This is a genomic window from Streptomyces sp. HM190 (assembly GCF_009857135.1).
Lineage (GTDB): Bacteria > Actinomycetota > Actinomycetes > Streptomycetales > Streptomycetaceae > Streptomyces > Streptomyces heilongjiangensis.
This window is the reverse complement of sequence record NZ_CP047318.1, coordinates 3,193,615-3,211,424: the sequence shown is the minus strand read 5'-3', so window position 1 is coordinate 3,211,424 and position 17,810 is coordinate 3,193,615. Positions and strand designations below refer to the sequence as shown.

Below are 17,810 nucleotides of genomic sequence, written 5' to 3'. Positions count from 1 at the left end.
GCTGTCCCCAGGACTGTCCGCCCCCCAGACCGTCCTCACGACTGGATGACCGACAGACATGACGACCTCGCCCACCAAGAGCCCGGAAGCGCCCGCGCCGCCTCCGGGCTCCACCCCTGCCGCCGCGAAGGCGGCCACCAAGGTGCCCCAGGGGCACAAGCGCCTCCTCACCCCGCGTGACCGGCTCACGCTGGGCCTGATGGCGGGCCTGCCGACGTTCCTGCACGTCGCCCTCGTCTGGGTGACCGCGCTCGCCTCGATCCTGCTGGCCTTCACCACCTGGGACGGCATCGGCTTCGACTCCATCAAGTGGGTCGGACTGCACAACTTCTCGGAACTGTTCACCAACAACCCGCAGTTCTGGCCCGCGGTCGAGCACAACATCGTGTGGTTCGTGGTGCTGATCCTGATCCCGACACCGCTGGGACTGTTCCTCGCGGTGCAGCTGGACAAGCAGATCCGCTTCAGCCGCGTCTACCAGACCGCGTTCTTCCTGCCCGTCGTGATGTCGCTCGCCGTCATCGGCTTCGTGTGGCAGCTGATCTACAACCCCGACACGGGCCTGATCAACAGCATCATCGGCGCCAACGAGCCCGGCCGCTACATCGACTGGATCGGCGACCCGGACCTGAACCTCTGGGCGATCCTGATCGCCGCGTCCTGGCGCCACACCGGCTACATGATGATCCTCTACCTGGCCGGTCTCAAGAGCGTCGACCCGTCCCTGCGGGAGGCCTCCGCCCTCGACGGCGCCAACGAGTGGCAGACGTTCAAGAACGTCATCTTCCCGACGCTGCGCCCCACGAACACCGTCGTGCTGGTCGTCACCATCATCGAGGCCCTGCGCGCCTTCGACCTCGTCTTCGTCTTCAACAAGGGCGCCGAGGGCACCGAGCTGCTGTCGATCCTGGTCACCAACAACATCATCGGTGAGTCCAGCCGTATCGGATACGGCTCGGCCATCGCCGTCGTCCTGCTGGTGATCTCCCTCGCCGTGATCATCCCCTACCTGATCGCGACCTTCCGGAAGGAGCGGCGCGCATGAGCACCACCGTCGCGACCGGCGCTCTGAAGAAGCGCACTCCCGTCCGCCCGGCCCGGGTCCTGCTGCACGTCTTCCTCGCCGGTGCGGCGCTCGCCTGGCTGGCGCCCCTGCTGTGGGCGCTCTACGCGGCGATGCGCCCCTACGGCGAGACCAGCGAGAAGGGCTACGTCTCCTGGCCCGACAAGCTGAGTTTCGACAACTTCACGAACGCGTTCACCCAGTCGGAGATGACGCACTACTTCGTGAACACGCTGATCATCGCCGTACCCGCGGTGCTGCTGACGCTGTTCCTGTCGTCGATGGTCGCGTTCTACGTCAGCCGCTTCGACTTCCGTGTCAACCTCTTCCTGCTGCTGGTCTTCACCGCGGGCAACCTGCTCCCGCAGCAGGTCATCATCACCCCGCTGTACCGCCTGTACCTGCTCATCGACCTGCCCGGCATCACGATGAGCGGCAAGCTCTACGACTCCGCGCTCGGCCTGGTCCTCATCCACGTGGCCTTCCAGTCCGGCTTCTGCGCCTTCGTGCTGAGCAACTACATGCGGTCCCTGCCGCACGAGCTGACCGAGGCCGCGCTCGTCGACGGCGCCTCCGTGTGGCGTCTGTACTGGCAGATCGTGCTGCCCCTGTGCAAGCCCGCCATGGCCGCCCTGGCGACGCTGCTGTCGATCTGGATCTACAACGACTTCTTCTGGGCGCTGGTGCTGATCTCCACCGGTGAGAACATGCCGATCACCTCGGCCCTGAACAACCTCTCCGGCCAGTACTTCACCGACCCCAACCTGGTCGCCGCCGGTGCCCTGCTCACCGCCATCCCGACGCTGGTCGTGTACTTCGCGCTCCAGCGGCAGTTCGTCAGCGGTCTGACGCTCGGCGCCAACAAGGGCTGACACCGGCCCCGTTCGAAAGAGAACAACCCGACCCATGAGCACCCTGAACGTCCCCGGCATCGCGTACGGCGGCGACTACAACCCCGAGCAGTGGCCCGAGGAGGTCTGGCAGGAGGACGTACGCCTCATGCGCGAGGCCGGCGTCACCATGGTCAGCGTCAACATCTTCTCGTGGGCGCTCCTGGAGCCCCGCGAGGGCGAGTACGACTTCTCCCGCCTGGACCGCATCCTCGCCCTGCTCCACGAGAACGGCATCGCGGCCGACCTCGCCACCCCGACGGCGGCGCCCCCGGCGTGGTTCTTCCGCGCCCACCCCGAGGCGCTTCCCGTCGACAAGGACGGCCGCACCCTGTCGTACGGCAGCCGCCAGACGTTCTGCCCGTCGAGCCCCGCGTACCGTGAGGCGGCCCTGCGGATGGCCGGCGAACTCGGCCGCCGCTACGCCGACCACCCCGCGGTGGTCATGTGGCACGTCCACAACGAGTACGGCTGCCACAACGGCGAGTGCCACTGCGACACCAGCGCCGCCGCGTTCCGCGTCTGGCTGCGCGAGAAGTACGACGACGACCTGGCGGCGCTCAACGACGCCTGGGGCACCACGTTCTGGAGCCAGTGGTACTACGACTGGGACGAGATCATCCCGCCCCGCGCCACCGGTGCCGTCCCCAACCCCACGCACCAGCTGGACTGGCGCCGCTTCTGCAGCGACGCGCTGCTGTCCCTGCTGAAGGCGGAGCGCGAGGTACTGCGGGGCGCCGCCCCCGAGGTGCCCGCCACCACCAACTTCATGGTGATGTACAACTTCGACAAGCTGGACTACTGGCGCTGGGCCCCCGAGCTGGACATCGTCTCCAACGACCACTACCTCCAGTCCACGGACCCCGAGTCGGAGATCGACATCGCGCTCAGCGGCGACCTGGTGCGTTCGCTCGCGGGCGGCCGCCCCTGGCTGCTGATGGAGCACTCCACCGGCGCGGTCAACTGGCAGCCGGTCAACCGGGCCAAGACGGCAGGCGAACTGCGCCGCAACGCGCTCTCCCACGTGGCGCGCGGCGCCGACGGCATCGCCTACTTCCAGTGGCGGGCCGCGAAGGCGGGCGCCGAGCAGTGGCACTCGGCGATGCTCCCGCACGCCGGCACCGACAGCCGGATCTGGCGGGACGTCGTCGCCCTGGGCGCGGACCTGAAGGCGCTCGCGGAGGTCCGCGGCAGCACGGGCACCGCCGAGGTCGCCGTCGTCTGGGACTGGGACGCCTGGTGGGCCGTGGAACTCCCCTCGCAGCCGAGCGGTGAGCTGCGCTTCCAGGACCTGGTGCGGGCCTGGTACGAGCCGCTGTGGCGGTCCGGCGTGGCGGTGGACTTCGTCCGCCCCGACGCGGACCTGTCGGCGTACCGGCTGGTCCTCGCACCGAGCCTGTACCTGGTGGACGACGAGGGCGCCGCGAACCTCACCGGCTTCGCCGAGCGGGGCGGCACCCTGGCCGTCGGCTTCCACAGCGGGGCGGTCGACGAGAACTGCCACATCCGCCTCGGCGGCTACCCGGGCGCGTTCCGCGAGGCGCTCGGCGTCCACACGGACGAGGTGTTCCCGCTGCTGCCGGACGAGTCGGTCGAGCTGACCGGACTGGGCGAGGGCGCGCGCGGCGTCCTGTGGTCCGAGCGGGTCGCGCTGCGGGGCGCCGAGCCGGTCGCCTCGTACGCCTCCTGCCCGCTCGCCGGGGTCCCGGCGGTGACCCGTCACACGTACGGCACGGGCACGACCTGGTACGTGGCGACCCGCCCCGACGGGGAGACCCTGGCAGCCCTGCTGGACCGCATCCGCGAGGAGGCGGGCGTACGCCCGGTCCGCACGACCCCGCGCACGGTCGAGGCGGCCCTGCGGCGCGGCCCCGAGGCCGACTACCTCTTCCTGATCAACCACGGGGACGAGGAGGCCGAGGTCGAGGTGGCCGCGGACGCGGTCGACCTCCTGACGGGCAGGACCGTCACCACCGGCTCCCTGAAGCTGGCGGCCGGCGACGTGGCGGTGGTGCGCGAACCGCGCTGACGGTCGCGAACTGCTCGGGGCGCCCGTACGAGCACTGACTTGTGAGTCGGTGCCGTGCGGGCGCCCCGCGCGTATTCCTACTCGTTTGATAATCTCGGTCCATGAGTGAGACCTCGTACAGCATCGGCGAAGGGCCCGCCACCAGGGTCAGTCTCTCCTTGCCGGAGGGCACCGCCGAGGCGATTCGCCGGCGGGTGGGCAAACGGGAGTTCTCGGCGTTCATCACCAGGGCGGTGGAGCGTGAACTGCGGGGGCAGATCCTCGACGAGTACCTCGCCGACTACGAACAGCGCAAGGGCCCGATCTCCCCGGACGAGCAGGAGCGTGCCCGGCGGGTCTTCGACGAGGTGTTCGCCGAGGAGGGGCAGTGGCCCGCCGCAAGCTGAGCCACGAGGGCACTCTCGTCCTGGACTGTGAAGGCATGTCCAAGCTCGTGGACGACCGGGAGCCGGTCGTCGCCCTGGTCGCCGAGGCGCGCAGGCGCGGCATGGAAGTGGCCGTCAGCGCGCTCACGATCATCGAAGCGGTGCACCGGCGGACCGACAGGGCACGGCTCGCCTGGATCCTGTCCGGCGTGCGGATCGTGCCCGTCGGGGACGAGGAGGCCCGAGCGGCGTCGGCCATGCTGATGTCCGCCGGTCTGCATGGCCACAAGTACGCCCTCGACGCCGCGGTCGCCGAGATGGCCCTGCGGCAGCACCGCCCGGTGGTCATGCTCACCTCGGACGTCGACGACATGGCGAAACTCTGCGGGGAAAGCGTGCGCCTGGTCGCCGTGTAGGGAGCCGGTCCGGGCCGGGCCGTCACGCATGCGGGGCGCGCACACCCCGAGGGGCGCGGTGCTCCCCTAATGGCACCGCGCCCCTCGCCCCCGCTCCCCCCGGAGGGCTTCCCCGGCCCTCCGTTCGCGTCCGGCGGCTTCGCGGCCGCCGGAGGTCGGTGTGTTACGGCCTGGGCGTCGCCAGCGGCGGGAGCGCGCCCGTCTTCGCGGCCTGGGAGTACCACAGCGCGCTGGACTTGGGGGTGCGGGTCAGCGTCGCGTAGTCGACGTACACCGCGCCGAAGCGCTTGCTGTAGCCGTAGGCCCACTCGAAGTTGTCCATCAGGGACCACAGGTAGTAGCCGCGCACGTCCGCGCCCTCGGCGATGGCGCGGCGCACGGCGCGCAGGTGGCCGTGCAGGTAGGCGATGCGCTCCGGGTCGTGGACGCGGCCGTCGCTGTCCATCTTGTCGTCGTAGGCCGCGCCGTTCTCCGTGACGTACAGCGGCAGGCCCGGCGCCTCGCGGGTGTACCGCATGATCAGCTCGTGCAGGCCGGTCGGGTCGATGGTCCAGCCCATCTCCGTGCGCTCGCCCGGCGTCTGGTGGAACAGCACGTCGTCCGCGCCCGGCCACGGCGAGTGCTCGCTCGCGCCGTGCCCGTCCGCCCGCGGCCCGGCCATGTCCGGCGACGCCGCGCCGACCAGGGTGGGCGTGTAGTAGTTCAACCCCAGCGCGTCCAGCGGCTGGTGGGCCGTCGCCACGTCCCCGTCCTGCACGAACGCCCAGTCCGTCAGCTGCGACGTCGCCGCGAACAGCGACTCCGGGTACGCCCCGTGCAGCATCGGCCCGTGGAAGACCCCGTTCGCCAGGTCGTCGATCTTCCGGACCGCCGCCAGGTCCTCCGGGGTGTTCGACAGCGGCCGGACGACGGACGAGTTCAGGCTCACCGCGACCGAGTTGCGCGCCGGCATCACCGAGCGCAGCGCCACCGTGCCGAGACCGTGCGCCAGGTTCAGGTGGTGGGCCGCGCGCAGCGACGCCACCGGGTCCGTACGGCCCGGCGCGTGCACCCCGGAGCCGTAGCCCAGGAACGCGCTGCACCACGGCTCGTTCAGCGTGATCCACTGCTCGACGCGGTCGCCCAGCGCCTCGCCCACGATCCGCGCGTACTCGGCGAAGCGGTACGCCGTCTCGCGCTCCGGCCAGCCGCCCGCGTCCTCCAGCTCCTGGGGCAGGTCCCAGTGGTAGAGCGTCACGGCCGGCTTGATGTTCTTCGCCAGCAGCTCGTCGACCAGCCGGCGGTAGAAGTCCAGGCCCCGCTGGATCGCCGGGCCCCGGCCCGTCGGCTGCACCCGCGACCAGGAGATCGAGAAGCGGTACGAGGTCAGCCCCAGGTCCGCCATGAGCGCCACGTCGTCGCGGTAGCGGTGGTAGTGGTCGACAGCGATGTCACCGGTCTCACCACCGGCCGTCTTGCCCGGCGTGTGGCTGAAGGTGTCCCAGATGGACGGCGTGCGGCCGTCCTCCCGCACCGCCCCCTCGATCTGGTACGCGGACGTCGCCGCGCCCCAGAGGAAGGCGGGAGGAAAGGTCACTGGCGTCGTGGGCTCAGGCATGGAAGCGCTCCCATTGGTGGTCGATCAGACCGACGATGTGGGTGGGGGGAAGGAGGAACTGACGAGCGGGGAAGGGGCCGGGGCGGCGGTGACCCGGCCCCCAGGAGTGCGGCGGACGGCGCGGGGGTCAGCCCTTCACCGCGCCCTGCATGATGCCCCCGACGATCTGCTTGCCGAAGATCGCGAAGACCAGGAGCAGCGGCAGCGTGCTGAGCAGCGCGCCCGCCATGATCAGGGCCTGGTCGGGGGTGTAGCCCCGGCCGAGACCGGCGACCGCGACCTGCACGGTCGGGTTGCCCAGCTGGGTCAGGACGAGGAACGGCCAGAGGAAGTCGTTCCAGGTCTGGACGAACATCAGCATGCCCAGCACGGCCATCGCGGGCCGCGCGGCGGGGAAGACCACGTGCCAGACCACCCGCCAGCTGCTCGCGCCGTCGACGCGGGCCGCCTCGATGATCTCGTCGGGCAGCGCCTGGAGCAGGTACTGCCGCATGAAGAACACACCGAACGCGCTGACCAGCGACGGCAGGATGACCGCCTGGAGCTGGTCGGTCCAGTCGAGCTTGGCGACCATCATGTACAGCGGGATCACCTGGAGCTGCGGCGGCACCATCATCGTGCCGATCACGATCAGCATCAGCGCGCCGCGGCCCTTGAACTTCAGCTTGGCGAAGGCGAAGCCGGCGACGGTCGACAGGAAGACGATGGTCAGCGAGGAGACGCCGGCCACGATCGTGGTGTTGAGGAACGCCTCGCCGAGGTTGGCGTCCTTCCAGGCCACTTCGATCTTGTCGAAGAGGTTCGCGCCGAACCAGAACGGCGGCGGGGTCTCCGCCAGCCGCGCGTTGTCACGGGAGGCGGCGACCGCCGTCCAGAACAACGGGAAGATCGACACGACGGTGAACGCGATGAGGAGGACGTACGCGAGGGGTCCCGCGTGGTGCTGGCCGCCCGCGCGGGCGGCCTTCGGGCCGCGCCTGCGCCTGCCGCTGTCCGGCGGCTCGGGCGCCGCGTCGGCCGGGGGTTTGGTGATTGTCGTCGTCACGGCCGGTCTCCTAACTACTGGCGCGCAGCCGGCGCGAGATGACGTAGTTGATGATTCCGACCACGATGAGGATCAGGAACATCGTCCAGGCGATCGCCGAGGCACGGCCCAGGTGCTGGTTCACCCAGCCCTGCTCGTACAGGTACAGGCCGAGCGTCTGGAACTGGTGCTGGGACCCGCCGGACGCGCCCTTGTTGGCGTCGAACAGCAGGGGCTCGGCGAAGAGCTGCGAGGCGCCGATGGTCGAGACGACGCAGGTGAAGAGGATCGTCGGGCGCAGCGAGGGCAGCGTCACATGGAGGAACTGCCGCCAGCGGCTCGCGCCGTCCAGGGCCGCCGACTCGTACAGGTCCTGCGGGATCGCCTGCATCGCGGCCAGGTAGATCAGCGCGTTGTAGCCGGTCCAGCGCCAGATGACGATGGTCGACACGGCGATCTTCGAGTACCAGGTGCCGTTCTGCCAGTCGATCTGGTCGATGCCGAACAGCCCCAGGAACCAGTTGATCATGCCGTAGTCGCGGCCGAAGAGCAGCACGAAGACCAGGGTGGCGGCCGCGATCGACGTGGCGTACGGGGCGAGCATGATGACCCGGTAGAAGGTCGACGCGCGGAGCTTGTAGTTGAGGATGTGCGCGATGCCCAGCGCCATCAGCAACTGCGGGACGGTCGAGATGATCCCGATGATCAGCGTGTTCTTCGCCGCGTTCCAGAAGAACTCGTCGTCGAAGATGCGGGTGAAGTTCCGCAGTCCCACCCAGTCCATGTCGGTGGGGGCGGTCAGTTCCACCGCGTGCAGCGAGGCCCAGCCGGTGTAGAGCAGCGGGAACAGGCCGAACGCGACGAACAGCAGGAAGAAGGGCGAGACGAAGGCGTACGGGCTCCAGCGCACGTCCCGCTGCCAGCGGCGGGACAGCCGGGCCCGGCGTCGTTCCTCGGTCGCGGACTCCGCGGGCGGGCGGGCCGGGGCCGCGCCCCCCTTGACGGGGGGCGCGGCGGCGTCGTGCCGTGTGGGCATACCGGTCACTTGTCCAGTGCGTTGTCGATGGTCTTGACGGCGTTCTTCCACGCGTCCGCGGCGGACTTGCCCTGGGTCACGAGGATCACGCCGTTGTCGGTCAGGCCCTGCTGGATGATCTGGTCCTTCGGGCCGATCGTCTGGACGGGGATGTTCTTGGCGGCCTCGGCGAAGATCGTGCCGATCGGCGCGTCACCGGTCATGTCGTTCTTCGCGTCCTTCACCGCGGCCGAGTCGTAGGCGGCCGGGGTGCTGGGGAAGCTGCCCTGTACGGCGAAGAGCTTCGCCTGCTGCTCGGGAGCGGTCAACCAGGCGGCGAGCTTCGCGGCCTCCTCGGCGTTCTTGCCGTTCTTCGGCACGGAGAGGAACGAGCCGCCCCAGTTGCCGGACTTCGGGGCCTGGGCGATGTCCCACTTGCCGGCCGCGTCGGGCTTCGACTTGCCCTTGATGTAGCCGAGCATCCACGGCGGGCAGGACATCGCGGCGAACTTGCTGTTGGCGATCGTCGTGTCCCAGGCGGGCTGGAACTGCGTCTGGTTGCCGACCAGCCCGTCCTCGGCGGCCTTCGCCGTGAGGTCGAAGGCGTCCTTGACGGCCGGGTTCGTCTTGTAGATGACCTCGCCGGAGGAGTCGTAGAACCGGTCCTTCTCACTGCTGAGGATCGCCTGCAGCAGACCACCGGGGGAGTCCAGGAACGTGGTGCCCTTGGGCGCCTTCGCCTTGTACTTGTTGCCGGTCTCGACGAACTTGTCCCAGCTGCCGGCCCACAGCTTGCCGACCTCGGCGCGGTCGGTGGGCAGCCCGGCCTTCTCGAAGAGGTCCTTGCGGTAGCAGATGGCCATCGGGCCGACGTCGGTGCCGAGCGCGACGGTCTGGCCGCCGGAGGTGGTGGCCTGCTGCCACTTCCAGGGCAGGTAGTCGTCCTTCTTGCCGTACTTGGACAGGTCGAGCAGCTTGTCCGACTGGGTGCCGACGATTTCGGCGATGTTGCCGACCTCGACCATCTGGATGTCCTGCAGACCGCTGCCGGTGGTCAGGTGGTTGAGGAGAGCGGGGTAGTAGTTCTCGTTCCGCTCCACCACGGTCTGCTGGATGTCGATGTCCGGGTGGAGCTTCTCGTACTCCTTGTACAGGCCGGACTCCTCGAAGCCCGCGGTGCCGAACAGCCCCAGGGTGATCTTGGTCTTGCCGCCGCCACCACTGCCCGACGACGAGTCGTCCTCGTCCTTGCCGTCGTCGGCGCAGCCGGCGAGCAGCCCGGCGCCCAGTGCGGCGACGGCCGCGATGACCACCGTCTTGCGCGTGGTGCGGGCGATTCGGGTGCCCCCGCCCGACCGCAGCCGAGAGTGGGGGAGGGTACGTGCTCGCATTGCGTCCTCCTGATGCCCTGACGTGCCGACCCCCCGGCCAACTGCGTTGTTGGGCCCGTCTTTTCACTGCTGCGGCTCGGGCGGGGAACGTGCGGGATGTGTAAGTGCCAGGTACTGTGGGAGCGCTCCCACAAGTGATGTGTTGAAGAGTCGTCGGTTCGTGCGGGGGTGTCAAGGGAGTCGGCGCGGAGAGATGTCTTCGGTTATCGGGCTGTTAACTAACCGCGGGACCGAGGGCCGGGCAAGCCCCGTGTCGTCCTCCGGCACGGCCGGGGGTCTTCACAGGTCGGCGGTACCGGGGAGACGAACAGGTCGGCGGCCGGGGCCGCGCCGGTCCGGGGACCGGGCCCCGGGGTCCGGAACAGGGGTCGCCGGACGTCGTCGGGGGAGCGGGGCTGTTAGATTCCACGCCAGTGCGGTGTGAACGGGAGGCGACCATGGTGGCAGGCCACGGAGCACGGGGCCGGAGCGGCCGGCGGCCGACCCTGGAGGAGGTCGCCGCGCGGGCCGGTGTCGGCCGCGGCACGGTGTCCCGTGTGATCAACGGCTCGCCGCGGGTCAGCGAGGCGACCCGGGCGGCGGTCGAGGCGGCCGTCGCGGAGCTGGGCTACGTCCCGAACACGGCGGCCCGCGCCCTCGCCGCGAACCGCACCGACGCGATCGCGATGGTCGTGCCCGAGCCGGAGACCCGCTTCTTCTCCGAGCCCTACTTCTCCGACATCCTCAAGGGCGTCGGCGCCCAGCTCTCCGACACGGAGATGCAGCTCCTGCTGATCTTCGCGGGCAGCGACCGGGAGCGCCGGAGGCTGGCCCAGTACCTGGCGGCCCACCGGGTCGACGGGGTGCTGCTGGTCTCCGTGCACGCCGACGACCCGCTGCCCGACCTGCTGTCGCAGCTGGAGATCCCCGCGGTGATCAGCGGTCCGCGCTCCGAGCACGAGACGCTGCCCTCGGTCGACTCCGACAACTACGGCGGCGGCCGCTCGGCCGTGGAGCACCTGATCGCACGCGGCCGGTCCCGGATAGCCACGATCACCGGCCGCCTCGACGTGTACGGCGCCCAGCGCCGTATCGAGGGCTACCGCGACGCACTGGAGGACGCGGGGCGCGAGGTGGACGAGCGGCTGATCGCCCCCGGTGACTTCACGGAGGAGGGCGGCCGCCGGGCGATGCGGGAGCTGCTGGAGCGCTGCCCGGACCTCGACGCGGTGTTCGCGGAGTCCGACGTCATGGCGGCGGGAGCCCGGCAGGTCCTCCGGGAGGCGGGGCGCCGCCTGCCCGACGACGTCGCCATGGTGGGCTACGACGACTCCGCCATCGCCCGTCACATGGACCCGCCCCTCACCAGCGTCCGCCAGCCGATCGAGGAGATGGGCCGCGCCATGATCGACCTGCTCCTCGACGAGATCGCCGACCGCCGTCCGGCGATCTCCCGGGGTCTGGAACGCCGTCAGGTGGTCCTGCCCACGGAGCTGGTGGCGCGGGCGTCGTCCTGAGCCGGCCGCGCGCCCGCGCGGGTGGTCAGCCGAACGCCTCGGGGACCCACAGCCGGGCCGCCGCGTCGCGGGCACGGGGAACCCGGCGATGGCGAGGATCCACCCGGTGGCGCTGGTGGCCCGCTCGGTGATCCATGCGTTCGTCTCGGCGCCCGGATCAACCAGCCCGCACGGAGGGTGGGTTCGACGGGGTGGAACGACGATCGGCCCCGGTCCGCTTCCGCGGGCCGGGGCCGATGTATCAGGGTGAGTGACGGGACTCGAACCCGCGACATCCTGGACCACAACCAGGTGCTCTACCAGCTGAGCTACACCCACCATGACCGGCGGTTCATCCGAAGGTTTCCCCGACCGGCCGAGAAAAAGTGTACAGGGTCTTCAGGGGTGCCCGCGCACACGTTTCCCCGCGGGGCTTCAGGGGCCCGGCGAGGCCCCCGGAGCCGGTCTAGCCGGCGGGCAGGACGTGCTTCGCGGCGATGGTGCGTGCGGTGTCGGAGTCGGGGCCCGGCTGCGGGACGAAGATCGCCTCGCGGTAGTAGCGGAGCTCGGCGATGGATTCGCGGATGTCCGCCAGCGCGCGGTGGTTGCCGTTCTTCTCCGGGCTGTTGAAGTACGCCCTCGGGTACCAGCGGCGGGCCAGCTCCTTGACCGAGGAGACGTCGACGATCCGGTAGTGGAGGTAGTCCTCCAGCGTCGGCATGTCCCGCAGCAGGAAGCCGCGGTCGGTGCCCACCGAGTTGCCGCACAGCGGCGCCTTGCCCGGCTCCTTCACATGTTCGCGGACGTACGCGAGGACCTGCTCCTCGGCGTCCGCCAGGGTCGTGCCGCCGGGCAGCGCGTCGAGCAGACCGGACGCGGTGTGCATCTGGCGCACCACCTCCGGCATGGTCTCCAGCGCCGAGTCCGGCGGGCGGATGACGATGTCGACACCGTCACCGAGCACGTTCAGCTCGGAGTCGGTGACGAGGGCGGCCACCTCGATGAGCGCGTCGTCGGACAGCGAGAGGCCGGTCATCTCGCAGTCGATCCACACCATGCGATCGTTCATGTGTCTCACCTTACGGCCCGTGACAGCCGTCCGGCCCGGTCCTGCACCGGGGTGATCCAGTGCGGGACCGGGCCGTCATGCGCCGTCGCGCGCTAGTGCGCGCTGCGCTGCCCCGGCAGCCTGCCGGTGGCGTACAGCTCCGGCTTGGCGCCGTCCGCCGACAGGGACGCCGACGGCGCCAGGGCGCTTGCCGTGGCCGTACGCCGGGCCTGGGGCGGCACCCCGTGGGCGTGCTCCGGCGACACCGGGGACGGACCGGGGTGGCCGGCCTGGCTGTCGTGCTCGGCGGGCTTGTCGCCCTGCGGGCGACGGGCGCGGTAGGCCGCCCGGTACGCCGCGGGGGACGAGCCGAGCTGGCGGCGGAAGTGCCCGCGCAGCGCCACCGGCGAACGGAAGCCGCAGCGGCCCGCGACCTCGTCCACCGAGTAGTCGGACGTCTCCAGCAGCCGCTGCGCCTGCAGCACCCGCTGGGTGATCAGCCACTGCAGCGGGGCGCTGCCCGTCAGCGACCGGAACCGGCGGTCGAACGTCCGCCGGCTCATGTACGCGCGCGCGGCGAGCGTCTCCACGTCGAACTGCTCGTGGAGGTGCTCCAGCGCCCAGGCGACGACCTCGGCGAGCGGGTCGGCGCCGATCTCCTCCGGTAAAGACCGGTCGAGGTAGCGCTCCTGGCCGCCCGACCGGCGCGGCGGGACCACCAGCCGGCGGGCGAGCGCGCCGGCCGCCTCGTTGCCGTGGTCCGTCCGCACGATGTGCAGACAGAGATCGATTCCGGCCGCGGTGCCGGCCGATGTCAGTACGTCCCCGTCGTCCACGAACAGCTCGCGCGGATCGACGTGGACGGACGGATAGCGCTTGGCCAGCGTCGGCGCGTACATCCAGTGCGTGGTGGCCGGCCTGCCGTCCAGCAGTCCGGCCGCGGCCAGCACGAACGCTCCGGTGCACAGCCCCACGATGCGGGCGCCCTCTTCGTGCGCGCGACGCAGGGCGTCGAGCGCTTCCTCCGGCGGCGGTGAGGTGATCGAACGCCATGCGGGCACGACCACCGTGCCCGCCCGCGAGATCGCCTCCAGGCCGTTCGGTGCGGTGAGTTCCAGGCCCCCCGTGGTCCGCAGGGGGCCTTCCTCGCCCGCGCACACCAGAAGGCGGTAGCGCGGTACGCCGGCGTCCTGGCGGTCGATCCCGAACACCGACAGCGGTATGGAACTCTCGAAGATGGGGCCGCCGCTGAACAGCAGCACCGCGACGATCTCCTTGCGGCGACGCCCGGAAAGCTTCCGGGCCGCGGCATCCGGCGCGGCGGTGGAGTCGTGGCTCATCCTGCTAAGCCCCCCTCGGTGGTCGCGGCTCCTCGGTTGTGTCGCTCCTGCACGTTTCCCCTCGGTCCTGCACGAGTCCCCCGCCGTAAGACAGTCATGATCGAATCTACTGTGTCCCGTGGTGCCGGCGTGACCAGTTCGCCATCCGGCACATTGTCGACATGGCAACTTGGCGTAAAGCATTCGATCACGAAGCGTTGCACTCGTGGGCCGTGCAGGGAAGTGCGCCTCGTCCCGGTGGCTGGTCCACGTAGGGTGCGCGCGGCCCCAGGACCCCTTTCAGCGCAGGTCGAACGGGGGGTGGGGGGGTGTTCGACCCAGGGATACCCGGTGAGCCGAAGTTGGCTGAAAAGATACGGGCGTGGGTACGGAAACCGGTCAGTCGACCGGCGTACTCGAACCGGGGTTCCGCCCGCCCCTGTGCGCCCGCGAGGCGGCGCGGCCGTGCCGGCCACGCTGGGAGGAGCGCTCTTCGGTCACGGCGCGTTCGGTTCGGTCCGTGTGCGGTGAACGGCTCGGGGGGACCGGGCGAACCGTATGGGTCGGGTGGGTCGCCCCGGTCACGTGGGTCGCGTGGGGCGCGTGTGCCATGTGGGCCGCTCCGCGTTCGGACTGGCGCAGCAGGACGCGGCACACCCCGGTCACCGCGGCCAGGCCCAGGGCCGCGCCCGTCGCGCCGGCCAGCGAGGTGCCGTACCAGACGAGGACGACGGGTACGAGCACGCAGCTGAACACCGCCCAGCGGACCACGTCCGTCGCGGTGTCGGGGTGGGCGGGGGCCGGACCGGGCGCGGCGGCGGGGGGAGGACCGTCGGCCGGAGGGGGGCCGTCCGCCGCGGCGGGGCGGGGGGTGTCGGGGACGGTGCGCGGGGCGTCGGGGGCGGGGTGGGGCGACTGTCGGGCGGGGCGGGGTGCGGACACGGGCTGGCTCGCTTCTGGGCTCCCTCGGGTCTGGCTTACCGGGGTTCAACGCGTGTTCGACCCGTCGGTCACTGCCGTCGCCCCGTCGGGTGGACCTCGGGGGCCGCCCGGTGCGCACCCCGGCCGGGCGGTGTCCGGGCCGGGCGGTGTCCGGGCCGGGCGGTGGGAACCGGCTGTACGTGGCAGCAACCATTGCGTTACGGGCGGGGGGTCGTGCATGCTCCCTGGAACCCCGCGGAGCCGGTGCGCGGAGGAGGCGTGCGGCCGTACCCTTGGGGGTATGGGGTTGGGAAGATGATTCCCGGACACAGCTCCGCCGCACACTGACGTCCCATCCACGTCGTCCCACCCACGAGGATCCGAACGCCGAGACACTCATGGCCGGTCACGATTTCTTCGACTCCGCGGACCGCAAGCGACGTCCCGTCGCCGATCACACGGCGGCCGACCCCCTCGCGGCGGAAGAGGCACGCCCCAGCTGCGACCCCGCCTTCAAGCACGGCGTCGTCGTCGGCTTCGACGGTTCGACGTCCAGTGAGCGCGCCCTCGCCTACGCCATCGGCATGGCCAGCCGCTCCGGCTCGGGCCTGATCATCGTCCATGTCGCCAACCGGCTGCCCACGACCGTGTGGGCCGGCTGCGAGCCGCCGGTCTTCGTCGACGTGCCGGATCACCGCACCGAGGTGCTCGGACTGGAGCTGGCATGCGCCGACTACCTCGCCGAGGTGCCGTGGATCCTCGTCGAGCGCGGCGGTGACATCTGCCACGAACTCGAAGAGGTCGGGCGGGAGTACGAGGCGGACGCGATCGTCGTCGGGTCCACGCACGGGATCGTCGGGCGGATCTTCGGCTCCGTCGCCGGACGCCTCGCGAAGCGGGCGCAGCGGCCCGTCATCGTCATCCCGTAGCCCGTAGCCCGTAGCCCGTAGCCCGTAGCCCGTAGCCCGTAGCCCGTAGCCCGTAGCCCGTAGGCCCGTTGTCCGTCGTCCGGTGGCTCCCCTCCGCCGCGCTCCCTCCCTTCTCCCGCCTCTCCTCCTTCCGTCCCGCAACTCCCGTTTCCCACAGGTGGGATGGCGGGGCTTCGCGCGGGTCCGCCGTGCGCCGCCGGGTGAACCTACTGGCGCGTAGAGGTGTTTGTGCTCTTGTGAAGGGCATAACCCGTGCTGGGTCAACTCGCTCTCGGGCGGCCGACGTACGGGCCGCCGCGCGCGGCGTCGGCCCACCGGCCCACGAGGCTTCCCAGGCGGGCTGCCGGACGGGGTGTGACGGCCACGGGTTGACCGGCAGCCGGTGCCGGGGAGTTGGGCGACCCCGGCGACATGGAGCGGACCCCCACGGGTGCGGTGGCACCACGTGGGGGTCCGTTCGGCTGTTCTCGCCCGTGCGGGGGAGCGTGGTCGCCCGACTACTCCACCGTCACCGACTTCGCCAGGTTCCGCGGCTTGTCGATGTCCCGGCCGAGGGCCAGCGCCGTGTGGTAGGCGAGGAGTTGGAGGGGGATGCCCATCAGGATCGGGTCGAGTTCGTCCTCGTTCTTGGGGACGACGATCGTCTGGTCGGCCTTCTCCTGCTCCTGGTGCGCGACGGCGAGGATCTTGCCGCTGCGGGCCTTGATCTCCTCCAGCGCGGCGCGGTTCTTCTCCAGCAGGTCGTCGTCGGGGACGATCGCGACCGTGGGGAGCGCCGGCTCGATCAGGGCCAGCGGGCCGTGCTTCAGCTCGGAGGCGGGGTAGGCCTCGGCGTGGATGTACGAGACCTCCTTGAGCTTGAGGGAGGCCTCGCGGGCGACCGGGTAGCCGCGGACCCGGCCGATGAAGAGCATCGAGCGGGCCTCGGCGTACTCCAGGGCCAGCTTCTTGATCTCCTCCTCCTGCTCCAGCATCTCGGCGATCTGTGCGGGCAGCTTGCGCAGGCCCTCGATGATCCGCTTGCCGTCGCGGACCGAGAGGTCGCGGGTGCGGCCCAGGTGCAGGGCGAGGAGCGCGAAGGCCACCGTCGTGTTGGTGAAGCACTTCGTGGAGACCACGCAGACCTCGGGGCCCGCGTGGACGTAGATGCCGCCGTCGGCCTCGCGGGCGATCGCCGAGCCGACGACGTTCACCACGCCGAGGACGCGGGCGCCCTTGCGCTTCAGCTCCTGGACGGCCGCCAGTACGTCGTAGGTCTCACCGGACTGGGAGACGGCGACGTAGAGGGTGTCGGGGTCCACGACCGCGTTGCGGTAGCGGAACTCGGAGGCCGGCTCGGCGTCGGCGGGGATGCGGGCCAGCTCCTCGATCATCTGGGCGCCGATCATGCCCGCGTGGTACGAGGTGCCGCAGCCGAGGATCTTCACCCGGCGGATCTGGCGCGCCTCGCGGGCGTCCAGGTTGAGACCGCCGAGGTGCACGGTGGAGAACCGGTCGTCGATGCGGCCGCGCAGCACCCGGTCCACGGCGTCGGCCTGCTCGTGGATCTCCTTGTGCATGTACGTGTCGTGGCCGCCCATGTCGTACGAGGCCGCCTCCCACTCCACGGTGGTGGGCTCCGCGGTGGTGCGGGTGCCCTCCGTGGTGTAGGTGCGGAAGTCGTCGGCCTTGAGGGTGGCCATCTCGCCGTCGTCGAGGGTCACTATCTGCCGGGTGTGGGCGACCAGCGCGGCGATGTCCGAGGCGACGAACATCTCCTTCTCGCCGATGCCGAGGACGACCGGGGAGCCGTTGCGGGCGACGACGATGCGGTCGTTGAAGTCGGCGTGCATGACGGCGATGCCGTAGGTGCCCTCGACGATCCGCAGGGCCTGGCGGACCTTCTCCTCCAGGGTCTCCGCCTGGGAGCGGGCGATGAGGTGGGTGAGGACCTCGGTGTCCGTCTCGGAGAGGAACTCGACGCCGTCCGCCTCCAGCTTGCGGCGCAGGTCGGAGGCGTTGTCGATGATGCCGTTGTGGACGACGGCGACCTTGTCGTCGGCCGACATGTGCGGGTGGGCGTTGATGTCGGAGGGGGCGCCGTGGGTGGCCCAGCGGGTGTGGGCGATGCCGGTGGTGCCCTTGAAGCGCGCGGGGACCTTGGCCTCCAGGTCCCGGACCCGGCCCTTGGCCTTGACCATCTTCAGCCCGGCCGTCCTGGGCGAGGTGACCACTATGCCCGCGGAGTCGTAGCCCCGGTACTCCAGGCGCTGCAGGCCCTCCAGGAGCAGCGGCGCGACATCACGCTTGCCGATGTAGCCGACAATTCCGCACATGTATGGGTATCCC

15 protein-coding genes and 1 tRNA gene are annotated in these 17,810 nt (G+C 70.6%); 7 read left to right on the top strand and 9 right to left on the bottom strand.

What is annotated here, in order from left to right:
• Positions 1 to 58 precede the first annotated feature (58 nt).
• The 5 genes from GSY65_RS13440 (at position 59) to GSY65_RS13420 (ending at position 4,763) form a co-directional block, all read left to right on the top strand.
• Positions 59 to 1,045, top strand: coding sequence for a carbohydrate ABC transporter permease (locus tag GSY65_RS13440; protein ID WP_159767726.1), 987 nt, complete (start codon positions 59 to 61; stop codon positions 1,043 to 1,045).
• The gene (locus tag GSY65_RS13435) at positions 1,042 to 1,935 is read left to right on the top strand and encodes a carbohydrate ABC transporter permease (RefSeq protein ID WP_159767723.1); all 894 of its coding nucleotides are present in this window, start codon (positions 1,042 to 1,044) and stop codon (positions 1,933 to 1,935) included. Before GSY65_RS13440 ends, GSY65_RS13435 begins: the two co-directional genes overlap by 4 nt.
• A 34-nt stretch (positions 1,936 to 1,969) precedes the next feature.
• Positions 1,970 to 3,982, top strand: coding sequence for a beta-galactosidase (locus GSY65_RS13430; protein ID WP_159767720.1), 2,013 nt, complete (start codon positions 1,970 to 1,972; stop codon positions 3,980 to 3,982).
• Between the two features lie 101 nt (positions 3,983 to 4,083).
• Positions 4,084 to 4,368, top strand: coding sequence for a hypothetical protein (locus GSY65_RS13425; protein WP_159767717.1), 285 nt, complete (start codon positions 4,084 to 4,086; stop codon positions 4,366 to 4,368).
• A complete protein-coding gene (locus GSY65_RS13420) occupies positions 4,350 to 4,763 on the top strand; it encodes a DNA-binding protein (RefSeq protein ID WP_159767714.1) in 414 nt (137 codons plus the stop codon). Before GSY65_RS13425 ends, GSY65_RS13420 begins: the two co-directional genes overlap by 19 nt.
• A gap of 163 nt (positions 4,764 to 4,926) precedes the next feature.
• On the opposite strand, the gene GSY65_RS13415 is transcribed toward GSY65_RS13420, so the two are convergent.
• The 4 genes from GSY65_RS13415 to GSY65_RS13400 form a co-directional block, all read right to left on the bottom strand.
• Positions 4,927 to 6,360 (bottom strand): GH1 family beta-glucosidase, encoded by a 1,434-nt coding sequence (locus tag GSY65_RS13415; protein WP_159767711.1) that lies wholly within the window; start codon positions 6,358 to 6,360, stop codon positions 4,927 to 4,929.
• A 127-nt stretch (positions 6,361 to 6,487) separates the two neighbouring features.
• Entirely contained in the window at positions 6,488 to 7,405 is a 918-nt protein-coding gene (locus tag GSY65_RS13410) for a carbohydrate ABC transporter permease (protein WP_159767708.1), read from the bottom strand.
• A gap of 10 nt (positions 7,406 to 7,415) precedes the next feature.
• Positions 7,416 to 8,420: a carbohydrate ABC transporter permease gene (locus GSY65_RS13405; RefSeq protein ID WP_159767705.1), complete on the bottom strand. Its 1,005-nt coding sequence runs from the start codon at positions 8,418 to 8,420 to the stop codon at positions 7,416 to 7,418.
• 5 nt (positions 8,421 to 8,425) lie between these two features.
• The gene (locus GSY65_RS13400) at positions 8,426 to 9,790 is read right to left on the bottom strand and encodes an ABC transporter substrate-binding protein (protein ID WP_159767702.1); all 1,365 of its coding nucleotides are present in this window, start codon (positions 9,788 to 9,790) and stop codon (positions 8,426 to 8,428) included.
• 440 nt (positions 9,791 to 10,230) lie between these two features.
• Here GSY65_RS13400 and GSY65_RS13395 point away from each other — a divergent pair, with 440 nt between their 5' ends.
• The gene (locus GSY65_RS13395) at positions 10,231 to 11,286 is read left to right on the top strand and encodes a LacI family DNA-binding transcriptional regulator (RefSeq protein ID WP_159775899.1); all 1,056 of its coding nucleotides are present in this window, start codon (positions 10,231 to 10,233) and stop codon (positions 11,284 to 11,286) included.
• A gap of 245 nt (positions 11,287 to 11,531) precedes the next feature.
• Here GSY65_RS13395 and GSY65_RS13390 read toward each other — a convergent pair.
• The 4 genes from GSY65_RS13390 to GSY65_RS34700 form a co-directional block, all read right to left on the bottom strand.
• Positions 11,532 to 11,604 (bottom strand) — tRNA-His (locus tag GSY65_RS13390).
• Positions 11,605 to 11,731: 127 nt separating this feature from the next.
• Complete coding sequence (gene orn, locus GSY65_RS13385; RefSeq protein WP_055511897.1) at positions 11,732 to 12,334, bottom strand: oligoribonuclease; 603 nt, start codon at positions 12,332 to 12,334, stop codon at positions 11,732 to 11,734.
• 92 nt (positions 12,335 to 12,426) lie between these two features.
• A complete protein-coding gene (locus GSY65_RS13380) occupies positions 12,427 to 13,653 on the bottom strand; it encodes a helix-turn-helix domain-containing protein (protein ID WP_159767699.1) in 1,227 nt (408 codons plus the stop codon).
• Between the two features lie 378 nt (positions 13,654 to 14,031).
• Positions 14,032 to 14,574: a hypothetical protein gene (locus GSY65_RS34700; RefSeq protein ID WP_236579772.1), complete on the bottom strand. Its 543-nt coding sequence runs from the start codon at positions 14,572 to 14,574 to the stop codon at positions 14,032 to 14,034.
• A 377-nt stretch (positions 14,575 to 14,951) separates the two neighbouring features.
• On the opposite strand from GSY65_RS34700, the gene GSY65_RS13370 reads away from it, so the two are divergent.
• On the top strand, positions 14,952 to 15,482 hold the full coding sequence (locus GSY65_RS13370; protein ID WP_159767696.1) for a universal stress protein: 531 nt from the start codon (positions 14,952 to 14,954) through the stop codon (positions 15,480 to 15,482).
• A 497-nt stretch (positions 15,483 to 15,979) separates the two neighbouring features.
• Here the strand turns inward: GSY65_RS13370 and glmS are convergent, their stop codons facing one another.
• A complete protein-coding gene (glmS, locus tag GSY65_RS13365) occupies positions 15,980 to 17,797 on the bottom strand; it encodes a glutamine--fructose-6-phosphate transaminase (isomerizing) (protein ID WP_159767693.1) in 1,818 nt (605 codons plus the stop codon).
• Between the last annotated feature and the right edge of the window lie 13 nt (positions 17,798 to 17,810).

What these genes read in the sequence shown, in the direction of transcription:
- GSY65_RS13440 (WP_159767726.1), top strand. Translation starts at nt 59, where the DNA reads ATGACGACCTCGCCCACCAAGAGCCCGGAAGCGCCCGCGCCGCCTCCG.
- GSY65_RS13435 (WP_159767723.1), top strand. Translation starts at nt 1,042, where the DNA reads ATGAGCACCACCGTCGCGACCGGCGCTCTGAAGAAGCGCACTCCCGTC.
- GSY65_RS13430 (WP_159767720.1), top strand. Translation starts at nt 1,970, where the DNA reads ATGAGCACCCTGAACGTCCCCGGCATCGCGTACGGCGGCGACTACAAC.
- GSY65_RS13425 (WP_159767717.1), top strand. Translation starts at nt 4,084, where the DNA reads ATGAGTGAGACCTCGTACAGCATCGGCGAAGGGCCCGCCACCAGGGTC.
- GSY65_RS13415 (WP_159767711.1), bottom strand. Translation starts at nt 6,360, where the DNA reads ATGCCTGAGCCCACGACGCCAGTGACCTTTCCTCCCGCCTTCCTCTGG.
- GSY65_RS13405 (WP_159767705.1), bottom strand. Translation starts at nt 8,420, where the DNA reads ATGCCCACACGGCACGACGCCGCCGCGCCCCCCGTCAAGGGGGGCGCG.
- GSY65_RS13400 (WP_159767702.1), bottom strand. Translation starts at nt 9,790, where the DNA reads ATGCGAGCACGTACCCTCCCCCACTCTCGGCTGCGGTCGGGCGGGGGC.
- orn (WP_055511897.1), bottom strand. Translation starts at nt 12,334, where the DNA reads ATGAACGATCGCATGGTGTGGATCGACTGCGAGATGACCGGCCTCTCG.
- GSY65_RS13380 (WP_159767699.1), bottom strand. Translation starts at nt 13,653, where the DNA reads ATGAGCCACGACTCCACCGCCGCGCCGGATGCCGCGGCCCGGAAGCTT.
- GSY65_RS13370 (WP_159767696.1), top strand. Translation starts at nt 14,952, where the DNA reads ATGGCCGGTCACGATTTCTTCGACTCCGCGGACCGCAAGCGACGTCCC.
- glmS (WP_159767693.1), bottom strand. Translation starts at nt 17,797, where the DNA reads ATGTGCGGAATTGTCGGCTACATCGGCAAGCGTGATGTCGCGCCGCTG.